The following is a 19,371-nucleotide window of genomic DNA, read 5'->3' on the forward strand; positions in this document are numbered from 1 at the left end:
GATATATCAAAGTTTTAAAAAGCCTTGTAATCAAGGTGAAAATAAATAGTTGAGGTGATCATATGACAGAGGTAAAAGAACTACAGGCATCAAGCGGAAAACACAACTTGGACAACTACGAACAGACTTATCAAAACTTCAACTGGGAAGAAGCCAAAAAAGCTTTCTCTTGGTACGAAACAGGAAAAGTCAACATGGCATACGAAGTCGTTGACCGTCATGCTGAGAACCCGAATAAAAAAGATCAGGTAGCACTACATTATGCATCGCCAGATCGTGAAGAAAAATTAACTTTTGAAGAACTAAGTAAACAAAGTAACCAGTTTGCTAACGTATTGAAAAATCAAGGTATTGAGAAAGGTGACCGCGTATTTTTATTCATGCCGAGATCGCCTGAGTTCTATGCTAGCTTTTTAGGAATTCTAAAAGTCGGCGCGATTGCAGGTCCATTATTTGAAGCTTTTATGGAGCAAGCGGTTCATGACCGTTTAGAAGATAGTGAAGCGGTTATGTTAATTACAACGCCTGATTTGCTTCACCGAGTACCGGAAGATCAATTACCTGACTTAAAGAAAGTCGTGTTAGTCGGTGACTCTAGCGATATTCAAGATGGGTATATTGATTATTTCAAAGAGATGGATTCAGCAAGTGAAGACTTTGACATCGAGTGGGTTGATTTAGAAGATGGCATGGTCATTCACTATACATCAGGTTCGACGGGGAAGCCTAAAGGGGTTTACCACGTGCATAATGCAATGATCCAACATTATCAAACAGGCAAATGGGTCTTGGATCTAAAAGAAGAAGATGTTTACTGGTGTACAGCGGATCCAGGCTGGGTAACAGGAACGAGTTATGGTGTTTTTGCGCCATGGTTAGCTGGTGTCACAAACGTTGTTGTCGGTGGACGTTTTACGCCAGATGCTTGGTATGGAGCTTTAGATAAGTACAATGTATCGGTATGGTATTCTGCGCCAACAGCCTTCCGTAAATTAATGAGTGCAGGTGCAGAAATTCCGAAAAAACATGATTTATCCTCTCTTCGCCATGTTTTAAGTGTTGGTGAACCGTTAAACCCTGAGGTTGTTTACTGGGGCTTAGATGCGTTCGATCTTCGCATTCATGATACATGGTGGATGACAGAGACGGGTGCGCAATTAATTTGTAACTATCCAACTATGGACATTCGTCCTGGTTCAATGGGTAAACCGATCCCAGGTATTGAAGCATCCATTGTAGACGATCAAGGTAATGAACTACCGCCAAATCGTATGGGGAACCTTGCGATTAAAAAAGGTTGGCCATCGATGATGCGCGCAATTTGGAAACGCCCTGAGAAGTTTGAAAGCTACTTCTTAAATGGTTGGTATGTTTCAGGAGATAGTGCCTACCGTGATGAAGATGGCTACTTCTGGTTCCAAGGGCGTTTAGATGATGTCATTAACACTTCAGGCGAACGTGTTGGACCGTTTGAAGTTGAAAGTAAATTAATCGAGCACGAAGCGGTATCTGAGGCTGGTGTTATTGGTAAGCCTGACCCAGAACGTGGCGAAATCATTAAAGCTTTCATCTCCTTAAATGAAGGATATGAAGAATCGGATGAATTGCTAGAGGAAATTCGTCAGTTTGTTAAGACAGGATTAGCCGCTCACGCCGCACCTCGTGAAATTTCAGTCACGAAAGCTATTCCAAAAACGCGTAGTGGTAAGATTATGCGTCGCTTGCTTAAAGCACGCGAATTAGGCCTTCCAGAAGGCGATACGTCAACATTAGAAGAATAATAGAAAATCCCAACGACTTTAAAGTCGTTGGGATTTTTATGCTCAAGTATATTAATTTTAGAATATAGCAAACAAAACCAATTTATAGTAAAATAAGTAAAACTTTCATTTTGAGTGAGGGGGATTATGTGGCATCAGTCAGGCAGAAATTTATCGTATATATCATAAGTTTAATTCTACTAATGGCTATTATTTATTCCGTTACGTATAACGTCAAACAAAATCATTTAGCCACTCAATACAACGAAGATTTTCTAGAAATCAAACAAGCAAGTGATGAATACATAAAGAAGGTAGAAAGAGGTTTGATTAAAGAGGATGCAGAGATCGATGTAACCATCAATTATTATAAATCTCTTGTTGATCAAAATACGTTTGAGAGTTCACTTCATACCCTTAATCAAGAAAATAAATATACAGTGCTATTAAGAGAAAAGAAACGTCTAGAGGATTTAGGGCTAACTTCCATTGAATCAAAGTTAGATGAATTAAATCGTAGTGCGACAAATTTAAATATCGTCTATTTAAAAAGCCAAAAACTAGAAGATCATATTAATGATTACCTTGAAAATGGTGTTTATTTAGATGAAGCCAAGTTGGTTTTTGAAGAACTTGAAGTCCAAAATGATCAATTAGTTCAGGAATTAGATGATTTCGAAGTTGATGAAGAATTGGCTGAAACTAAAAAAGAGTTCAAATATGGTCTGTTAAAGAGAGGGTATTTCCTTGCCGATGAGAAAGAAGCCGTTTTAAGTGAAAAAAGGTATGTTGAGACGAATCAGACTATATCAGAACTGGAAACGGAAATTGAAGAATTTAAGCAATTGGCTGAGGATACTGCCTCATCAACTGAACATGATATTTACTTAGAAATCATTGAATCAAAAGAAGCTGATTTGAAACATTATATTGATTATTCTAATGAATACTATGATAAAATGATGGATAATTATGACCAAGCATATGAGCGTTATTTGAATTATCAAGAGTCGTTCAATGTTTATCCAACTGGAACCGAAGAACAAGAAAAAGGTCTATAATTTAGAACACCCTTTAAATTAAGGGTGTTTTAGTATGTTAAACAACAAGAAAGAAAGCAGTGATCATATGTTATCAATTTTACAATGGTTTATATTTTTATTAGCGAATGCCGTTGCAATTCCAATCGTCATTGGTTCTATTTTTCATATGGATGTTATGGAAATTACACTTCTTATGCAGCGAACGTTCTTTATAATTGGTATAGCCTGTTTCTTGCAAGGCTGGTTAGGTCATAAGCTACCTATAGTTGACGGACCAGCTGGGCTTTGGGTGAGCACGTTTGCGGTGTTTGCGGCTAGTATAGGAACTGCAGGGTCTGCTGGAGTTGAAGCTTTGAGACTTCTTGAGATGGCTATGATCTTAACTGGTGTTTTATTAATGATATTTGGGGTATTTAAAGTAGCAGGTAAAGTTATATCATATTTTACACCGTTAGTGACGGGCGTTTTTCTTACATTACTCACATTTCAGCTAAGTGGAACTTTTCTTCAAGGAATGTTTGGGTTATCTGAAGATGTTAAGGTTGCCCAAATGGATGGGTTCCTCGTTGCTTTGTTAACGTTTACTTCCGTCTTGTGGTTTTCTAATTTTTTCAGTGGCTGGGTTAAAAGCTACGCTGTTTTATTAGGAATCGGTATAGGGTGGCTATTATACGCACTATTCATTGATATACCTGAAAATGTGACGACCAGTCAGTGGATCTCGATGCCTGAATGGTTTGCTTGGGGAACGCCAAAATTTGACTGGAGTGTTGTACCTGTAGCTGTGTTAACAGCATTGATTTTATTATCGAACGTTGTGGCATCACTTTCAGCAGCAACCGAAGTGATTGATGGTCATTCGCGCTTTTCAATTTCTCAAATGAATCGTGGCACCTTTATGCTTGGGATGAACCATGGTATTTCAGGTGTATTCTCAGGCGTTGCCGTTGTACCATTAGCATCCTCTGCCGGATTTATTCAGTTAACAGGTGAGAAAAGGAAAAGTCCGTTTATGTGGGCTTCATTATTACTTGTAATCGTAGCCTTTTTCCCGCCTATTATTGCGTTCTTGGCTGGAATACCATCGCCAATTGCGAATGCTGCGCTTCTTGCAACATTTGTTCAACTGATGGGATTAGGATTACGTAACTTATTTGCTGATGGTTTAGATCATCGCAGGTTATCTATCATCACAATTTCATTACTATTAGGGTCAGGCTTAATGTTTATTCCTTCAGAAGCATTTTCACAGCTTCCAGGAACGTTAAGACAAGTGATTAGTAATGGTTTATTAGTGGGTACCGTATTGGCTGTGTTATTAGAACAATTATGGAAAAATCAAGATAGAAATTCAGGAACCGCACATAATAAGGAATAAGTTTGTAAAGAGGGTGATGGGTTTGGATCAGAAGATATACGATTTTATCGGAATTGGGATTGGGCCATATAACTTAAGTTTGGCGGCTTTAACAGAAGACATGAAAGACATCGATCGGATCTTCTTTGATCAGACGCCGAAAATGGAGTGGCATCCAGGGATGTTGATTGAAGGTGCTGACCTTCAAGTGCCATTCATGGCAGACTTAGTGACGTTTGCTGATCCAACGAGTCATTATAGTTATTTAAACTACTTAAAACATTTTGATCGACTATATAAATTTTTCTTTTTTCAAAAACTTGAAATCCCACGAAATGAATACAATGATTATCTTCAGTGGGCAACGGATCAAATCAGTGGACTCTATTTCGGAAAAGAAGTTGTTGATGTGGTGGAGCATGACGAACCGGAACCTTATTACGAATTAGTGATATTAGACACCGATACGCATAAAACAGAATCTTATTATGCAAAACATGTCGTCATGGCGACGGGGAGTGAGCCATTAATCTTAGATAGTATGCAAGGGTTTCCGAATGAAGATATCCTTCATACGAGTCGTTATTTGTATGAAAAAGAAGCTCTTAAAAAATCTGATCACATCACTATTGTTGGCTCGGGTCAGAGTGCTGCTGAGATTTTCTATGATTTATTAGAAGAACGTGAAGACCAAGAATTTCATTTGACGTGGTTAACTAGGTCCGAAGGGATTTTTCAATTAGAAGCGGCCAAGGTTGGGCAAGAGTTTTTTGCGCCTGATTATGTGAATTACTTTCACAATCTGCCATTAGAAAAGCGCAAAGAAGCTTTAGAAACTTTGGATCCACTTCGAAATGGAATTGATTACAGTACATTAAATGGGATTTATGATATGCTGTATCATTATTCTGTGGGTGGAGAAGACCCACGTGTGACGATTCAGCCATTAACAGAGGTTCGACAGATCGAAAAAGCTGACGAAGGCTATACTCTTAAGTGCCATCAATGGCAAAAAGAAGAGAACTTTGATTATCAAACAGAAAAGGTCATTTTAGCAACAGGCTATAAACCGAATATTCCTGACTGGTTTTTATCGCGTTTTAAAGATGAGATTGAGTGGGAAGACGAAAAGTTATTTAAAGTAAAACGAAACTATGAATTGACGTTTAAAGAACCAAAGGAAAATAAGTTTTATGTCGTAACGAACCTCGAGCATTCTCATGGAACGGCAGCGACTAATTTAGGTTTAGCTGTACAGCGAAATATGGAGATTATAAATGACTTAATAGGCGAGGAACGCTTTAATACCAATCGCAAACAGATCTTTCAACAATTTTCTATGAAATCATAGTGTGTTTAAAGATTTGTGCAAAGGGAATGTTTAATTATGTAAGACGATTCATTAAAGGAGGCGTTCTTCATGAGTAAAAAAATCGCATGCTTATTAACAGATATGTTTGAAGATAGTGAGTACACAGAACCTGCCAACGCTTACCGAGAAGCAGGGCATCAAGTCATTACGATTGAAAAGGAAAAAGGAAAAGTTGTTACTGGAAAACAAGGTGAAGCGGATGTCGAGATTGATGCAAGTATAGATGAAGTTCAGCCAGAAGAATTTGATGCATTATTTATTCCAGGTGGATTTTCACCTGATATATTACGTGCGGATGAACGCTTTGTTTGGTTTGCCAAACACTTCATGGAAGAAGATAAACCGGTTTTTGCGATTTGCCATGGACCACAGTTGTTAATTACAGCCAAAACATTAGATGGCAGAATGGCGACAGGGTTTAAATCCATACAGGTTGATATGGAAAACGCCGGTGTAAATTATAAAGATCAAGAAGTGGTCTCATGTCACGACCAATTAATTACAAGTCGAACACCAGATGATCTACCAGCCTTTAATAAAGAAACACTACGAGTGTTAGAAAAATAATAATCGTTAAGGCTCAAACCAATGTGTTTGGGCCTTTTATTTTCATGAATTAATCTACATGGTAATATAATAACTATTATCACATAAAAGGATGATGAGAATGATTGTTTCGAATCATCACGAACGATTTCAACTTTTCACACAGTATAATCACTCTAAATTAAGCGGTCAATTTGTCCCTTATTGGAACGATTCTGAATTGCATAAAGATACCTGTTATCCCTCTATAAAATTAGCGATTGAGGAGCATGACCGGGCTTGGATTCCTTTAGATCAAGAACCCCTTTGGAATGATGAAAAGGGGATGCCACACTCATTTATGGATTACCCAATGAAGCCTAAGATAGAAGCTTATGCTCGGGGAATAAATGAAGTTGAGGACATGTCAGCCTATGCAGGCTACTTAAACAGCCTACATTTCCTGTCTTTCTTTAACCAAAATTCGACAGATCCAGATATTTCTCGTTTCATTTCCCGGGAAATTGACAGGCAATATAAATTGGAAGAACATCTTTTGAATAAGCAGGATATCGATTATCATTACAAACTTCTGCAGTTTTGTGATGACTTATCATTATACATTTGTCTCAATAAACCGGGTGTTCCAAAAGAAGATGAACACTTTATGTTTAAGGATGGATTTAGGCAAGATTTTAATCACCTTGGTCAAAAAATACAGGCACACTGGAAAAATGAACATGAAATCTTAGTAGAACCGTTTCCGTTTAACGAGTCTTTTCAAGTGACGGTTCCGTACCGTGAGCTTACGAAGGAAGAGGTTGAGGATCAAGGTTTAATTAAATCATATAACCAAGCGGAATGGAAAGAGCGAAAGGTGTTCATTAATCGTGTTTAATAGGAGTGTCCCAAAGTCATTCAACATGACGATGGGACACTTTTTTAACTTATTTTACGGATGTTGAACTGGTCGTTTAACATATACCAATTTTGAGGGAATGCGAGACCTAATTTCCAGTAACTTATGCCACGCAGCCCGTACTCACGGATTAGATCAAATTTGGCCTTAATTGACCGTGCATCTTCAAACCATACTTCATGCTGATTACCGTTTTCATCCCAGTAGTTATAAAACGGTGCTTGGGCTTCTTCGTCAAATTCAATCGATTGATTGTTTTCCCTTGCTCGCTGAATAGCCTGATTTGGACTTAGAGCTTCTGCCGGGTCACCACCTTCTTCAAATGGAAGTGTCCAGTCGTAGCCATAAAGGTTTTGCCCTAATAAAATTTTATTTGCTGGCATTTCAGTTAATGCGTATTCGACGACACCACGCACGGGCTCAATTGGGGATACCGCCATTGGTGGCCCGTAACTATAACCCCATTCATATGTCATCAACACAACAAAATCAACAATTTCACCATGGGCTTGATAATCATGTGCTTCGTACCACTGACCTGTCTGCTCAGCACTTGTTTTAGGAGCAAGCGCAGTAGATAACATTAAATTTTCAGCACTTAAACGTTCCTTTGCTTTTCGTAGAAACTGATTATAGTTTTCACGTGTGTCAGACGGTAAAAATTCAAAGTCAAAATGAACATCTTGGTAACCGATTTCGTTAGCTTCTTGAATAATTTCATCAAGTAATCTGTTTTGAACGTTTTCATCCGTCATAATTAATCGGCCAAGTTCTTCACTGAACTCTCCATCTTCAATATTTGTCACGACAAGCATCAAAGCGGTATTGTTTTCTGCCGCAATGGACGCAAAATCATCTAAAGGCGGTCGTACGATTGAACCGTCACGATTGATCTCATAGCTGAACGGGGCAAGGTACGTTAAATAAGGTGACCTGGCTCTTGCTGACTGTTGAAGTTGTTGACTAACGGTATCTCCGATTGGTTCAATATAAGCGTTACTGGTGATATCCGTTTTTGACGGCTGTGGTATTTGAAGCACCTGACCTATTTGTAGTGGTGTGTTAATGTTGAGGTTATTGAATTGTGCAAGTTCTTGATACGTAACTCCAAAACGATTGGCGATCTGGTATAAACTATCTCCGCTTTGAACGGTATATGTGTTGGTTGGAATTACTAGAGTTTGCCCGATGACGAGATCTTCTGGACGATCTAAGCCATTAATTTGAACGAGTTCGTCAATAGTTGTTTGATATTGATTGGCAATAGAGTAAACGGAATCGCCTTGTTGTACGGTGTGGATAATCAATGATGTGCACTCCTTTCTAAAATCTCCTATATACACCATATGTAAGGTGTATTAGGCTTATGCCTCCATAATTATGGTATGATACAGGTGATAAGAGGTGACTGTTATGCATGAGGAGTTTATGAACGAAGCTATTTTAGAAGCTAAAAAAGCTGAAGAAATGAATGAAGTGCCAATAGGGGCTGTGATTGTTTTAAATGGGGAAATCATAGCTAGAGGGTTTAATCAACGTGAGACCTCGCAAAAGAGTGATTCCCATGCGGAAATGTTAGCCATTCAAGAGGCTAATCAAGTTGTAGGAAGCTGGCGATTAGAAGATTGTACGCTGTATGTCACGCTTGAACCATGTCCGATGTGTGCTGGTGCTATCGTCCAATCACGAATACCAGAAGTTGTATATGGCGCAAGTGACCCCAAGGCAGGTTGTGCAGGAACATTATTGAATTTGTTAGATGAATCACGATTTAATCACCAGGCATCTGTTATTAGAGGTGTATTAGAAGATCAATGTGCCAAATTGTTGAAAGACTTCTTCAAACGGTTAAGGCAAAAGTAAAGCTCCCACCAACATTGGTGGGAGCTTTTATTATGAGGTTCTATTGGTCCTTATTATTAGGATTTTGTTCTTGAATGATACCTTTACGAATTTTCTTTTCTTCTCGTAAATCTTCTAAAGCGGCATAGATTCTAGCACGTTCCTGAGGCAAAGACCCATCGCGTACTTCTTTACGCAGCGACCAAATGAGGCAGTAAATCATGATGAACATTATGATCATGAATGGGAAGCCTCCAATAATGGATGCAGTTTGTAGAGCCGCTAAACCGCCAGCCATTAATAGAACAGCTGCGAATCCACCTTCAATAAGACCCCAGATGATGCGTAATCCAAGTGGTGGGTTCTCATTACCTCTTGACGTAAACATTCCGATTACATAAGTACCGGAGTCAGAAGATGTAATGAAGAAGATGGTTAATGAAATCATCGCAATCACAATTAGTACCTCAGAGAATGGGAACATTTCTAGCATAGCGAAGAACCCTTTCGCTTCGTCAATTGTTCCATCCTGATTCAACATTGCATTATAGATACCACCATCACCAAGGAATTGGTTAAATAGACCAGCACCACCGAAGATACTGAACCAAACCATACTTACAGCGGTCGGAACTAATAAAACACCAACTGTAAAGCTACGAATTGTACGTCCTCTAGATACACGCGCGATAAATGAACCAACGAATGGAGCCCATGCAATCCACCAAGCCCAATAGAAGATGGTCCATCCATCATACCAGTCTTCAGCATGTTCACCAGCAGCATCCATACCTAGAGACATGTTAAAGAAGTTTTGAATGTAAGACCCTGTTGAATGTGTGAATAATTCTAGGATGAATAAAGTTGGGCCTAAAACTAACACAAACAACATTAATAACCCGGCAACACCTAAGTTACCTTGACTTAACCATTTAATCCCTTTATCTATACCTGAAGTTGTCGAAATAATAGCTAAGCCAGTTATAACAACGATAATTATTAACCAAAGACCTGTATTATTTGGTATACCGAATAATATTTCAAACCCTCCACCGATTTGCATAACGCCTAAACCTAGTGAAGTCGAAATACCAAAAAGTGTTGAAATAACACCAATAATATTAACCGTGTTACCCCAAAAACCGAATAAATTATCTCGACCAAGTAAAGGTTCTAAAGTTGAGCTTAATAACATCGGTAAGTTTTTACGATATGAGAAATAGGCTAATGCTGCAGCTACGACTGCATAAATGGCCCACGGGTGTAATCCCCAATGGAAAAAGGAATATTGCATTGCGGTGTGAACGGCTCCAGCTGTTTCAGCGTCTCCAACTGGAGGAGTCATAAAGTGAGATACTGGCTCTGAAACACCCCAGAATAATAGTCCGATTCCCATACCAGCACTGAATAACATCGCAAACCAAGCAGGAGTTGAGTAAGCTGGGTTTTCATCATCATCACCTAGCTTGATTTCGCCGAGTGGACTAATCATTAAGTAAATGGCAACAATTAAGAAGGCTGTTGCACCTAAGATGAATGACCACCCCAAGTTTGCTACAATCCAATCGTATGTTATATTAACGTACTTACTAAATGTAGAGTTCCAAATGGTACCAAAAATAAGAAATATACCTGCTATAATTAAAGATCCAACGAACGCAGGGGTTTTGACAGCTTTACCAAAAGTCTGAATCCCCTTTCTTTGATCCTTCATAACACTCTCCCTTTCGTATATTGTTTTTATTCGGACAATTTGTGATTAACTAAATTGAACATCATAAGCCAGCTCTCCAAAAAACAAGCCATAAGCCAATGTAACGAATATTGATGATGATTTCAAGTTAAAGTTTGACATACATAAGTCACTTACCCTATTAAGGGTTAAATAAACATTTAAATAAGTTACAGAATATGGAATGATTCAATTATTGCATTTTAGAAAAAAACCTCGTATACTTGTAATTGCTGTGCTAGGTGGGGAGGTAGCGGTGCCCTGTAACCCACAATCCGCTATAGTGGGGCTGAAATCCTATCTGAGGTGAAGTGATTTTAAGGACTGCCGTAAGTAAGCAGTGTTGACGTTTGGGTCCTATGCAACGGGAACCCGTGAACCCTGTCAGGTCCGGAAGGAAGCAGCAGTAAGCGGTCATTCCGGTGTGTCGTAGGGCAACCTAGACCGAGCTGTGAACTTACGTACCGCTTATGAATCACTTCATCGAGGGTAGGTGCGCAGTTTACATATTTCCCCAACCCCTAATTACTTCTCTCTCATTCAATCCAAGTCATGATCTTACATAATTAGTTTTGAAATCCCACTTCTGAATCGGTTATAATAGAGAAGAAAACCAAAAGGAGAAGTGTGTCCATGGCCTATCAAGCATTGTACCGAGTATGGCGTCCGCAAAAGTTTGAGGATGTCGTTGGACAAGTACATATTACACGAACTTTGCAAAATGCAATGGAACAACAAAAAGTCGCCCATGCTTATTTATTCTCAGGGCCTCGCGGGACGGGGAAAACAAGTGCGGCTAAAATTTTTGCTAAAGCGATTAACTGTAAACATGCTCCTGTAAAAGAGCCATGTGGTGAATGTGATGCTTGTCTTGGCATTCAGGATGGGTCTATTTCAGATATTATCGAAATTGACGCGGCGTCTAACAATGGTGTAGATGACATCCGAGAGATTCGTGATAAAGTGAAGTATGCACCGAGTGCTGTGGATTATAAGGTTTATATTATAGATGAGGTTCATATGTTGTCCCAAGGTGCTTTTAACGCCCTTCTTAAAACGTTAGAAGAACCTCCGAGGCATGTTATTTTTATATTAGCAACAACGGAGCCTCATAAAATCCCATTAACGATTATCTCACGTTGTCAGCGGTTTGATTTTAAACGTATTACGCACCAAATTATCGTCGATCGGATTAAACATATTTTAGATGAGGAAAACATTGAGTATGACGAACATGCATTAATTCACGTGTCTTTAACAGCTGAAGGCGGTATGCGTGATGCGCTAAGCTTATTAGATCAGACGATTGCGTATAGTGATGATGCCAAAATTGAAATGGAAGATGTATTAGCTGTTACAGGTTCGATTCCTCAGGAAAGATTATTAAAGATGGTTGAAGCACTGAGAAATGGCGAAGTTAAAGAAGCACTGAACGATCTAGAAGAAAGCATGTTAGAGGGTAAAGACCCAAATCGATTTGTGTTTGATTTCATCCATTTCTTACGTGATTTATATATGTATTCCAGTTCAGAAAACATGGAAGATACTCTTGTTCGGGCGATTCCGGATGAGCATTTTAAGGAAGTGGCACAAAATCTAACAAGTCATTGGCTTGAAAAAGCCATTGATATCTTAAATGAAACGCAACAAGATATGAAATGGACCAATAGTCCGAAGGTGTTATTAGAAATAGCTTTACTTAATATACAAGAGATTCAAGACCAACAAGACCATACAGAAGGTCAGGCTTCTGTGTCTCATGAATTGGTTCAGCAAATAGCTCAACTTGAAAAAGAGTTGAATCAGTTAAAACAACAAGGTGTTCCGACTCAAAATCAAGACGATCAACCGAAACGAAAAGCACCTCAATCACGAAGTAATCGTTATAAAATACCTTATGAGAAAGTGCGCTACACCCTAGCTGAGGCTACGAAAGATGATATTAAGAATGTTAAGGCGAACTGGCCAAATTTCTTAGAAGGTTTAAAGAAAACAAGTCCACCTGCTCGTGCAAAGTTAGTAGATAGCACGCCTAGAGCAGCTTCGCCAAAATCATTAATTTTATCATTTAAATATGAAATTCATTGTTCCCTAGTTTTAGAAAACCAGGAGATGATCGAAACAGCTTTAGCTGAATATATTGGTACTAAATTAACGATCATTCCAATCCCTGATAGTGAGTGGCAATCCATTCGGGAAGATTTCTTAAATCAACAAGAGTCGTCTGATGAAGGTTCTCAAGAACAAGAAGAAGAAGCTAAACAGGAAGAAGAACCATTAGTATCTGAGGCGAGAAAATTAGTTGGCGATGAATTGTTAGAAATTAAAGAGTAATTATTTTGACTAATAAGAGGAGGATGCACAATGAAAGGCATGGGTAACATGAATAATATGATGAAAGAAATGCAAAAGATGCAAAAGAAAATGATGAAGGCTCAAGAAGAGCTTCATGAAATGACGTTTGAAGCAACAGCCGGCGGTGGCATGGTGAAAGTAGTTGCTAATGGAAAGAAAGAAATTACAGACGTTGAAATTAATGAAGAAGTCGTCGACCCAGATGATGTTGATATGCTACAAGATTTAATCCTTGCAGCGACAAATGATGTACTTGGTCAAGTAGACCAAACGACGAATGATAAAATGGGTAAATTCACGCAAGGGATGAATATACCAGGTTTCTAGGAGGCTTGCATCATGTACTATCCAGAACCGATCTCCAAACTGGTAGACAGTTTTACAAAATTGCCAGGAATAGGGCCAAAAACGGCAGTGCGCCTGGCTTTTTTTGTGCTGAATATGAAAGAAGATGACGTGCTAGATTTTGCGAAGAACTTAGCAAACGCTAAGCGTGAGCTAACGCACTGTAGTGTTTGTGGTCACATAACCGATAAAGACCCTTGTCGTATATGCGAAGATCAGGAACGAGACGGCACGGTCATTTGTGTGGTTCAAGACCCTAAGGACGTTATTGCGATGGAGAAAATGAAAGACTATCAAGGGAAGTATCATGTCCTTCATGGTGCCATTTCACCGATGGACGGCATTGGTCCTGAAGATATTAATGTGCCATCGCTAATCGAACGATTAAAAGATGAAGAAGTAGAAGAACTAATCCTAGCAACGAACCCAAATGTCGAAGGTGAGGCAACAGCGATGTATATATCGCGTTTAGTTAAACCATCCGGTATAAAAATCTCGCGCATTGCCCACGGTCTTCCTGTTGGCGGTGATTTAGAGTATGCGGATGAAGTGACATTATCTAAGGCATTAGAGGGTCGACGTGATTTATAGAAAATCTCTTTTTTCTTAGTTCTACTTTAACTATTAAATGCATAGGGTAAAGTAGGACAAGCGAAAGGAGATTCTAGTATGGATCCATTAGTCGTCATTTTAGCTTTTGTGGCTGTGTTAGTATTGTTACTATTCTTTGGCCCACCGTTAAAGATTATGAAGTTAACATCTGTAGGAGTCATTAAACTTGTTATTGGGGCATTATTTATCTTTTTTGCTAATGTTTTTGGTTCGATGTTTGGATTACACATTCCGATTAACTTAATTACATCTGCAATTGCAGGATTTCTTGGTTTATTTGGGGTAGGGGCCCTAGTGCTCATACATTTCCTCATCATTCCTTAAAAAGTTACGACGCCAAGCTAAGACAGCTTGGCTTTATTTATGTTCGTAAAACCTTATATTCACAATGAAAATTTCATAGATTTATAGTATAAAACTAGATTAATTAGTCCATCCTAGTTGATGGAGGTGGGATGAGTGCAATCTAAATCTATGAAACAGTGTAAAATTTGTGAGGAATGGAAAGAAGAAGGCATTTATTTATTAATTTCATTTATTTGTACAAGTTGTGAGAAAGAAATGTTAGAGACGGAACCAGGAGATGAGCACTACCAATATTATGTGGAACGTTTAAAGCGAAGCTATATCTCAAATCTATTAACTCATTAGAGCGTCAAGTGCGCTCTTTTTTTGTGTGATAAAATGAAATCAATACATAGTTTAAGGAGAATATAGATGGATCAACGAAAAGCGCCATTGTTTGAAGCCTTAAGAAAACATGTTCAACAAAATCCTATTTCATTTCATGTACCTGGGCATAAAAATGGTTCGGTCTTTTCAGAATCAAGTTTTTCAAACCTATTATCTTATGATTTAACCGAATTACCTCATTTAGATGACCTCCATCAACCAGAGGGGGTTATTTTGCAGGCAGAGCAACTCGCATCTGAGTTGTATCAAACACAATATACTTTTTTCTTAGTGAATGGGTCGACAGTTGGTAATTTGGCTATGGTGATGAGTGTGTGTCAGCCAGGTGATGAGATTATTGTTCAACGCAATAGCCATAAATCGGTGTTTAATGCTTTAGAGCTAGCTGGAGCAAAACCGATTTTTGTATCGCCAAACTATGATGAGCGAACAGAGCGGTTTTCCTATCTTGATTCAGACGTTGTGGCTAACGTCATCGAAAATCATCCTCATGCAAAGGCGGTTTTTTTATCATATCCTGATTATTTTGGAACAACGTATGAAATAGAACCAATTATTTCAAAAGCGCATCAAGTTGGAATGGCTGTTTTAGTGGACGAAGCGCACGGAGCTCACTTTCCATTATCGGATCAATTTCCTCAATCGGCATTAGAATTAGGGGCTGACCTGGTCGTTCATTCAGCGCATAAGACGCTCCCTGCGATGACAATGGGGTCCTTTTTACATATGAATAACGAGCATGTTTCATATGAAACAGTTAAACATTTCCTGCAAATGTTGCAATCAAGTAGTCCATCGTATCCAATCATGGCATCCTTAGATTTAGCTAGACAATATGTTAGTGAACTGTCAGGAGATGATTTTAAGACGGTTGTTAAACATATCGAGTCCATCAGGGAGGCATTAAATAACCTTCCTAGTGTTAAAGTGATGCCAATTTTAAAAGGTGTTGATGACCCATTAAAAATCACCTTGAGTTCTACTCCAAATCATATAAAACAAGTAGAGAAAGCTTTACATGATCATAGGGTTTTTCCAGAGATGGTCGAACAGCATCAATTACTTTTGATGGTGGGGCTTAGGTTGAAAAAGCCAAATTTGGATTGGATTCTTTCATTAAAAGATTCACTTTTACTAATCGAAACCATAGATAAACATGATACAATGACAAGTGTTAAAATCTTAAGTAAGCAATCATTAGAATATAGTTATCAAGACTTAAAGCGTTTTAAAACTTCGTGGGCAACATGGGAAGAAGCGGTTGGAAAACTAGCAGCCCAATCGATAACCCCTTACCCACCTGGTATTCCAGTATTAATAAAAGGTGAACGTATTGAGGAAGATCACCTTAAGGCTATTGAACAAGCTCAAAAATATCATGCATCAATTCAATATAATGGTAGAAATTTAAAAGAAGGAATTGAAATTTATATCGAGTGAGGAGTTATCGCATTGAGTGGACGATTTATTACGTTTGAAGGTGTGGAGGGAGCAGGTAAGACGACTGTTCTAAACTATATTTACGAAGAACTTCATCGGCAGGGTTATGATGTCATACATACTCGTGAACCCGGAGGCATTGAAATTTCTGAGAAAATTCGCGAGGTTATATTAAATCCTGAACATACGGCAATGGATGGTCGAACAGAAGCTTTGCTTTATGCTGCAGCGAGGAGACAGCATTTAGTGGAGCGGGTAATCCCGGCCTTAAATGAAGGGAAAATTGTTTTGTGTGACCGTTTTATTGACAGTAGTTTGGCTTACCAAGGGTATGCGCGCGGTTTGGGCATTGATGAAGTTTATCAAGTTAATGAATTTGCGATTGAAAATTGCATGCCAGATGTAACAGTATTATTTGAATTAGATCCAGAAGTCGGCTTAAGACGGATTGATGACCATAAAGGTCGCGAGCAAAATCGATTGGATTTAGAGAACATCAATTTTCATAGAAAAGTAGCAGATGCTTATCAAATGCTTAAAAACAGGTTTCCAGATCGCATCCGAACAATCAGTGCTGAGAAGCCACAAGAAGATGTTCAACAGGAGTGCTTAGATTTAGTTCAATCATATTTATCGTAATTTCCTGATTAAAATACTGCTAAATCTTCTGACAACTTGTTATAATAGTATTAAAGAACGTTTGAAGGAGGAAAAGGATGAAACTAATCCTTGCAGTCGTACAAGATAAAGATGTCACACGTTTACAGGATGCTTTAACTGAACATGATTTTAAGACTACGAAATTAGCATCCAGTGGAGGTTTTCTAAAGGAAGGAAATACAACGTTGATGATTGGTGTTGACGATGAAGAGGTAGACCCTTGCTTAGAAATCATCCAGGATAATTGTAGTAAACGTGAACAAATGGTAGCTCCAATCTCACCAATGGGTGGTAATGCGGATTCTTATATTCCGAAGCCAGTTAAAGTTGAAGTTGGCGGTGCGACAGTCTTTGTTTTACCAGTCGAAGCTTTTCATCATTTCTAAGATCTAACTAAAGCGAGGTGCACGGCAGATGAAAATTAGTCAAGATTTAAAAACTCAAGTTGACCCAACCAAAACAAACGCACAATCGAATAACGGGAAAGCTAATTCTTTTCAACATGCCGTGAGCCAAGAAAAGCATAAGATGCAGGAAGCCCAGCTAAATAAGTTATTAAATAACTTACAGCTTCAAGGCGAAAAAGTAGCGCGTGTCCGGTCGTTTAAGGATTTGGCACGCTATAAGAAAATGGTTCAACAGTTTGTGGACGAGGCTGTTCAATATGGACTTGACCTTGAGCAGTCTCGAAGTTGGAATTTAAATGGTGATCATAGAAAGCATATGCTTGTCAAACAAGTAGATGAGAAATTAATTCAACTGACGGACGATGTCTTAGATGAACAAAAGTCTTCTATTGATGTTCTAGGTGTAATCGGAGAAATCAAAGGTTTATTACTTAATTTAAAGGCTTAATATAGATAGGGTGAACGAAGATGACCTCGTGGACGGAGTTAAAACAATCCCAACCAGTCGCTGTAAAAATGTTAAACAATAGTATTACAAGACAACGAATCGCACACGCCTATTTATTTCATGGGCCACCTGGGACTGGCAAGCAAGAGGCCAGTCTTTTGTTTGCGAAACGTTATTTTTGTGAAGAGCTCCATGACACTTCGGCAGAGTCATGCAATGCGTGTCCTACGTGTAAACGAATTGAGTCTGGGAATCATCCAGACCTTCATTGGATTGAACCGGAGGGGCAATCGATTAAAAAAGAACAAATTGAGTATTTGCAGAAAGAGTTCACGTATACAGGTCTTGAATCGAACAAAAAAGTTTATGTCGTTCGTGAAGCGGAAAAGATGACCATTAATGCAGCAAATCGACTTCTTAAGTTTTTAGAAGAGCCGAGCCGTGAGACGGTGGCTATTTTAATAACGGAACATATTAGTCAAATGTTGGATACGATTGTATCAAGGTGTCAACGGATTCAGTTTCATACTTTATCGAACCAGAAATTATACGAGCAGCTGCTGAATCAAGGATTACCTGAATCGACTGCTAATATGTTTGCATCGATGAAATTAGACGTCCAACAATCTCTCGAATTAAACGAAGATGATTGGTTTGCCGAAGCACGAAAAATAGTGATACAATTAATGGATAAGGTCATGAATCCAAGTGAAGATGGATATCTTTATTTACATCAGATGTACTTAAAACATTTTCAGGGGCGAGAACAGCTAGATTTCGGGTTAGATTTGTTACTAATCTGGTTTCAAGATTTGGTGTCGCTCCATCTTGATAAAAATGAGTCCATTGTCTTAACGGATCAAATGGACCGATTGGAACAATTCCATTATGTCGTATCGTTGTCGGAAGCCAAGACACTTATTTATGAAATTTTAAACACAAAACGAAAACTAGCACAAAACGTACATCCGACATTGGCAATGGAATACTTAATACTTCAGTTACAAAGGTGAGGTGAACGTTTTGGTAGAAATTATTGGTGTCCGCTTTAAACAAGCGGGTAAAATATATTACTTTGATCCAGGAGATACTAAGATGACAACTGAAGACTATGTCATTGTGGAAACAGTCCGTGGCATTGAGTTCGGCAAAGTTGTCATTGCCAATAAGCAGGTGGATGAAGAAGATGTCGTTCTTCCGCTTAAGAAAGTTATTCGTCTAGCAGATGAAAAAGATAAGCTTACGGTAACGGAAAATAAAGAGAAAACAGAAGAAGCTTATCGTGTTTGCGTGGAGAAGATTAAAGAACATGATCTTGATATGAATTTAGTTGAAGCTGAATTCACGTTTGATCGAAATAAAATCATTTTCTATTTCACGGCAGATGGTCGAGTCGATTTCCGTGATTTAGTAAAAGATTTAGCTGCGATATTTAAAACACGTATAGAGCTTAGACAAATTGGAGTTCGAGACGAAGCGAAAATGTTAGGCGGTATTGGTCCTTGTGGTCGTATGTTATGCTGCTCGACTTTCCTAGGCGATTTTGAACCTGTTTCAATTAAAATGGCAAAGGATCAAAATTTATCCTTAAACCCAGCGAAGATCTCAGGTCTTTGTGGTCGCTTAATGTATTGCCTTAAATATGAGAATGATATGTATGAAGATGCAAAACGTGAACTACCAGACATCGGTGATACTGTGACGACTTCTAGTGGCAAAGGTAAAGTGGTAGGACTTAATATGTTAGAGAAATTAGTTCAAATTGAATTAGAAGAGCCTGAACGTGTTGTGGAATACACATTAGATGAGCTTATTGATGAAGGAGCCATTTCCGTGCCAGCCACAGAATAACGAGGTGGAT

20 protein-coding genes and 1 other RNA gene are annotated in these 19,371 nt (G+C 38.6%); 19 read left to right on the top strand and 2 right to left on the bottom strand.

Annotated features, from left to right (window positions below; all coding sequences use genetic code 11):
* The first annotated feature begins 62 nt into the window (after positions 1 to 62).
* From acsA to EDC24_RS11895, 6 genes are all read left to right on the top strand, one after another.
* A complete protein-coding gene (gene acsA, locus EDC24_RS11870; protein ID WP_124222878.1) occupies positions 63 to 1,781 on the top strand; it encodes an acetate--CoA ligase in 1,719 nt (572 codons plus the stop codon).
* Positions 1,782 to 1,909: 128 nt separating this feature from the next.
* Positions 1,910 to 2,821, top strand: coding sequence for a hypothetical protein (locus EDC24_RS11875; RefSeq protein ID WP_124222880.1), 912 nt, complete (start codon positions 1,910 to 1,912; stop codon positions 2,819 to 2,821).
* A 34-nt stretch (positions 2,822 to 2,855) separates the two neighbouring features.
* A complete protein-coding gene (locus EDC24_RS11880; RefSeq protein WP_124222882.1) occupies positions 2,856 to 4,181 on the top strand; it encodes a purine/pyrimidine permease in 1,326 nt (441 codons plus the stop codon).
* 22 nt (positions 4,182 to 4,203) lie between these two features.
* A complete protein-coding gene (locus EDC24_RS11885; protein WP_124222884.1) occupies positions 4,204 to 5,511 on the top strand; it encodes a lysine N(6)-hydroxylase/L-ornithine N(5)-oxygenase family protein in 1,308 nt (435 codons plus the stop codon).
* Between the two features lie 69 nt (positions 5,512 to 5,580).
* Entirely contained in the window at positions 5,581 to 6,099 is a 519-nt protein-coding gene (locus tag EDC24_RS11890) for a type 1 glutamine amidotransferase domain-containing protein (protein ID WP_124222886.1), read from the top strand.
* 100 nt (positions 6,100 to 6,199) lie between these two features.
* Positions 6,200 to 6,955, top strand: coding sequence for a DUF3891 family protein (locus tag EDC24_RS11895; RefSeq protein ID WP_170158576.1), 756 nt, complete (start codon positions 6,200 to 6,202; stop codon positions 6,953 to 6,955).
* Positions 6,956 to 6,999: 44 nt separating this feature from the next.
* On the opposite strand, the gene EDC24_RS11900 is transcribed toward EDC24_RS11895, so the two are convergent.
* On the bottom strand, positions 7,000 to 8,283 hold the full coding sequence (locus tag EDC24_RS11900; RefSeq protein WP_124222889.1) for a glycoside hydrolase family 18 protein: 1,284 nt from the start codon (positions 8,281 to 8,283) through the stop codon (positions 7,000 to 7,002).
* A gap of 106 nt (positions 8,284 to 8,389) precedes the next feature.
* Between EDC24_RS11900 and tadA the strand changes: the two genes are divergently transcribed.
* On the top strand, positions 8,390 to 8,839 hold the full coding sequence (gene tadA, locus EDC24_RS11905) for a tRNA adenosine(34) deaminase TadA (protein ID WP_124222891.1): 450 nt from the start codon (positions 8,390 to 8,392) through the stop codon (positions 8,837 to 8,839).
* Positions 8,840 to 8,879: 40 nt separating this feature from the next.
* Here the strand turns inward: tadA and EDC24_RS11910 are convergent, their stop codons facing one another.
* Entirely contained in the window at positions 8,880 to 10,532 is a 1,653-nt protein-coding gene (locus EDC24_RS11910) for a BCCT family transporter (RefSeq protein WP_124222893.1), read from the bottom strand.
* 251 nt (positions 10,533 to 10,783) lie between these two features.
* Between EDC24_RS11910 and ffs the strand changes: the two genes are divergently transcribed.
* The 12 genes from ffs (at position 10,784) to EDC24_RS11970 (ending at position 19,361) form a co-directional block, all read left to right on the top strand.
* Positions 10,784 to 11,051, top strand: an RNA gene (ffs, locus tag EDC24_RS11915) — signal recognition particle sRNA large type.
* Positions 11,052 to 11,183: 132 nt separating this feature from the next.
* Complete coding sequence (gene dnaX / locus EDC24_RS11920; RefSeq protein ID WP_124222895.1) at positions 11,184 to 12,884, top strand: DNA polymerase III subunit gamma/tau; 1,701 nt, start codon at positions 11,184 to 11,186, stop codon at positions 12,882 to 12,884.
* 30 nt (positions 12,885 to 12,914) lie between these two features.
* On the top strand, positions 12,915 to 13,232 hold the full coding sequence (locus EDC24_RS11925; RefSeq protein ID WP_124222897.1) for a YbaB/EbfC family nucleoid-associated protein: 318 nt from the start codon (positions 12,915 to 12,917) through the stop codon (positions 13,230 to 13,232).
* 12 nt (positions 13,233 to 13,244) lie between these two features.
* Positions 13,245 to 13,841: a recombination mediator RecR gene (gene recR / locus EDC24_RS11930; RefSeq protein WP_124222899.1), complete on the top strand. Its 597-nt coding sequence runs from the start codon at positions 13,245 to 13,247 to the stop codon at positions 13,839 to 13,841.
* A gap of 78 nt (positions 13,842 to 13,919) precedes the next feature.
* Positions 13,920 to 14,186, top strand: coding sequence for a pro-sigmaK processing inhibitor BofA family protein (locus tag EDC24_RS11935; protein ID WP_124222901.1), 267 nt, complete (start codon positions 13,920 to 13,922; stop codon positions 14,184 to 14,186).
* A 135-nt stretch (positions 14,187 to 14,321) separates the two neighbouring features.
* Positions 14,322 to 14,513 carry a sigma factor G inhibitor Gin gene (locus EDC24_RS11940; RefSeq protein WP_245998154.1) on the top strand — a complete coding sequence of 64 codons (192 nt, stop codon included), beginning with the start codon at positions 14,322 to 14,324 and terminating at the stop codon, positions 14,511 to 14,513.
* A 66-nt stretch (positions 14,514 to 14,579) separates the two neighbouring features.
* Positions 14,580 to 15,995, top strand: a complete 1,416-nt coding sequence (locus EDC24_RS11945) for an aminotransferase class I/II-fold pyridoxal phosphate-dependent enzyme (protein ID WP_124222903.1) — start codon at positions 14,580 to 14,582, stop codon at positions 15,993 to 15,995.
* Positions 15,996 to 16,007: 12 nt separating this feature from the next.
* Entirely contained in the window at positions 16,008 to 16,634 is a 627-nt protein-coding gene (gene tmk / locus EDC24_RS11950) for a dTMP kinase (RefSeq protein WP_124222905.1), read from the top strand.
* A 77-nt stretch (positions 16,635 to 16,711) separates the two neighbouring features.
* Positions 16,712 to 17,041, top strand: a complete 330-nt coding sequence (locus EDC24_RS11955; RefSeq protein WP_124222907.1) for a cyclic-di-AMP receptor — start codon at positions 16,712 to 16,714, stop codon at positions 17,039 to 17,041.
* A gap of 28 nt (positions 17,042 to 17,069) precedes the next feature.
* Positions 17,070 to 17,510, top strand: coding sequence for a YaaR family protein (locus tag EDC24_RS11960; RefSeq protein ID WP_124222909.1), 441 nt, complete (start codon positions 17,070 to 17,072; stop codon positions 17,508 to 17,510).
* Positions 17,511 to 17,530: 20 nt separating this feature from the next.
* Positions 17,531 to 18,523, top strand: coding sequence for a DNA polymerase III subunit delta' (holB, locus tag EDC24_RS11965; protein ID WP_124222911.1), 993 nt, complete (start codon positions 17,531 to 17,533; stop codon positions 18,521 to 18,523).
* 10 nt (positions 18,524 to 18,533) lie between these two features.
* On the top strand, positions 18,534 to 19,361 hold the full coding sequence (locus tag EDC24_RS11970; protein WP_124222913.1) for a PSP1 domain-containing protein: 828 nt from the start codon (positions 18,534 to 18,536) through the stop codon (positions 19,359 to 19,361).
* Positions 19,362 to 19,371 lie beyond the last annotated feature (10 nt).

The organism is Aquisalibacillus elongatus, assembly GCF_003843875.1.
Taxonomy (GTDB): domain Bacteria; phylum Bacillota; class Bacilli; order Bacillales; family Alkalibacillaceae; genus Aquisalibacillus; species Aquisalibacillus elongatus.

Coding starts and splice junctions, on each gene's coding strand:
- holB (WP_124222911.1), top strand. CDS start 17,531: ATGACCTCGTGGACGGAGTTAAAACAATCCCAACCAGTCGCTGTAAAA.
- acsA (WP_124222878.1), top strand. CDS start 63: ATGACAGAGGTAAAAGAACTACAGGCATCAAGCGGAAAACACAACTTG.
- recR (WP_124222899.1), top strand. CDS start 13,245: ATGTACTATCCAGAACCGATCTCCAAACTGGTAGACAGTTTTACAAAA.
- EDC24_RS11945 (WP_124222903.1), top strand. CDS start 14,580: ATGGATCAACGAAAAGCGCCATTGTTTGAAGCCTTAAGAAAACATGTT.
- EDC24_RS11890 (WP_124222886.1), top strand. CDS start 5,581: ATGAGTAAAAAAATCGCATGCTTATTAACAGATATGTTTGAAGATAGT.
- EDC24_RS11925 (WP_124222897.1), top strand. CDS start 12,915: ATGAAAGGCATGGGTAACATGAATAATATGATGAAAGAAATGCAAAAG.
- EDC24_RS11935 (WP_124222901.1), top strand. CDS start 13,920: ATGGATCCATTAGTCGTCATTTTAGCTTTTGTGGCTGTGTTAGTATTG.
- dnaX (WP_124222895.1), top strand. CDS start 11,184: ATGGCCTATCAAGCATTGTACCGAGTATGGCGTCCGCAAAAGTTTGAG.
- EDC24_RS11955 (WP_124222907.1), top strand. CDS start 16,712: ATGAAACTAATCCTTGCAGTCGTACAAGATAAAGATGTCACACGTTTA.
- EDC24_RS11910 (WP_124222893.1), bottom strand. CDS start 10,532: ATGAAGGATCAAAGAAAGGGGATTCAGACTTTTGGTAAAGCTGTCAAA.
- EDC24_RS11895 (WP_170158576.1), top strand. CDS start 6,200: ATGATTGTTTCGAATCATCACGAACGATTTCAACTTTTCACACAGTAT.
- EDC24_RS11960 (WP_124222909.1), top strand. CDS start 17,070: ATGAAAATTAGTCAAGATTTAAAAACTCAAGTTGACCCAACCAAAACA.
- EDC24_RS11880 (WP_124222882.1), top strand. CDS start 2,856: ATGTTAAACAACAAGAAAGAAAGCAGTGATCATATGTTATCAATTTTA.
- tadA (WP_124222891.1), top strand. CDS start 8,390: ATGCATGAGGAGTTTATGAACGAAGCTATTTTAGAAGCTAAAAAAGCT.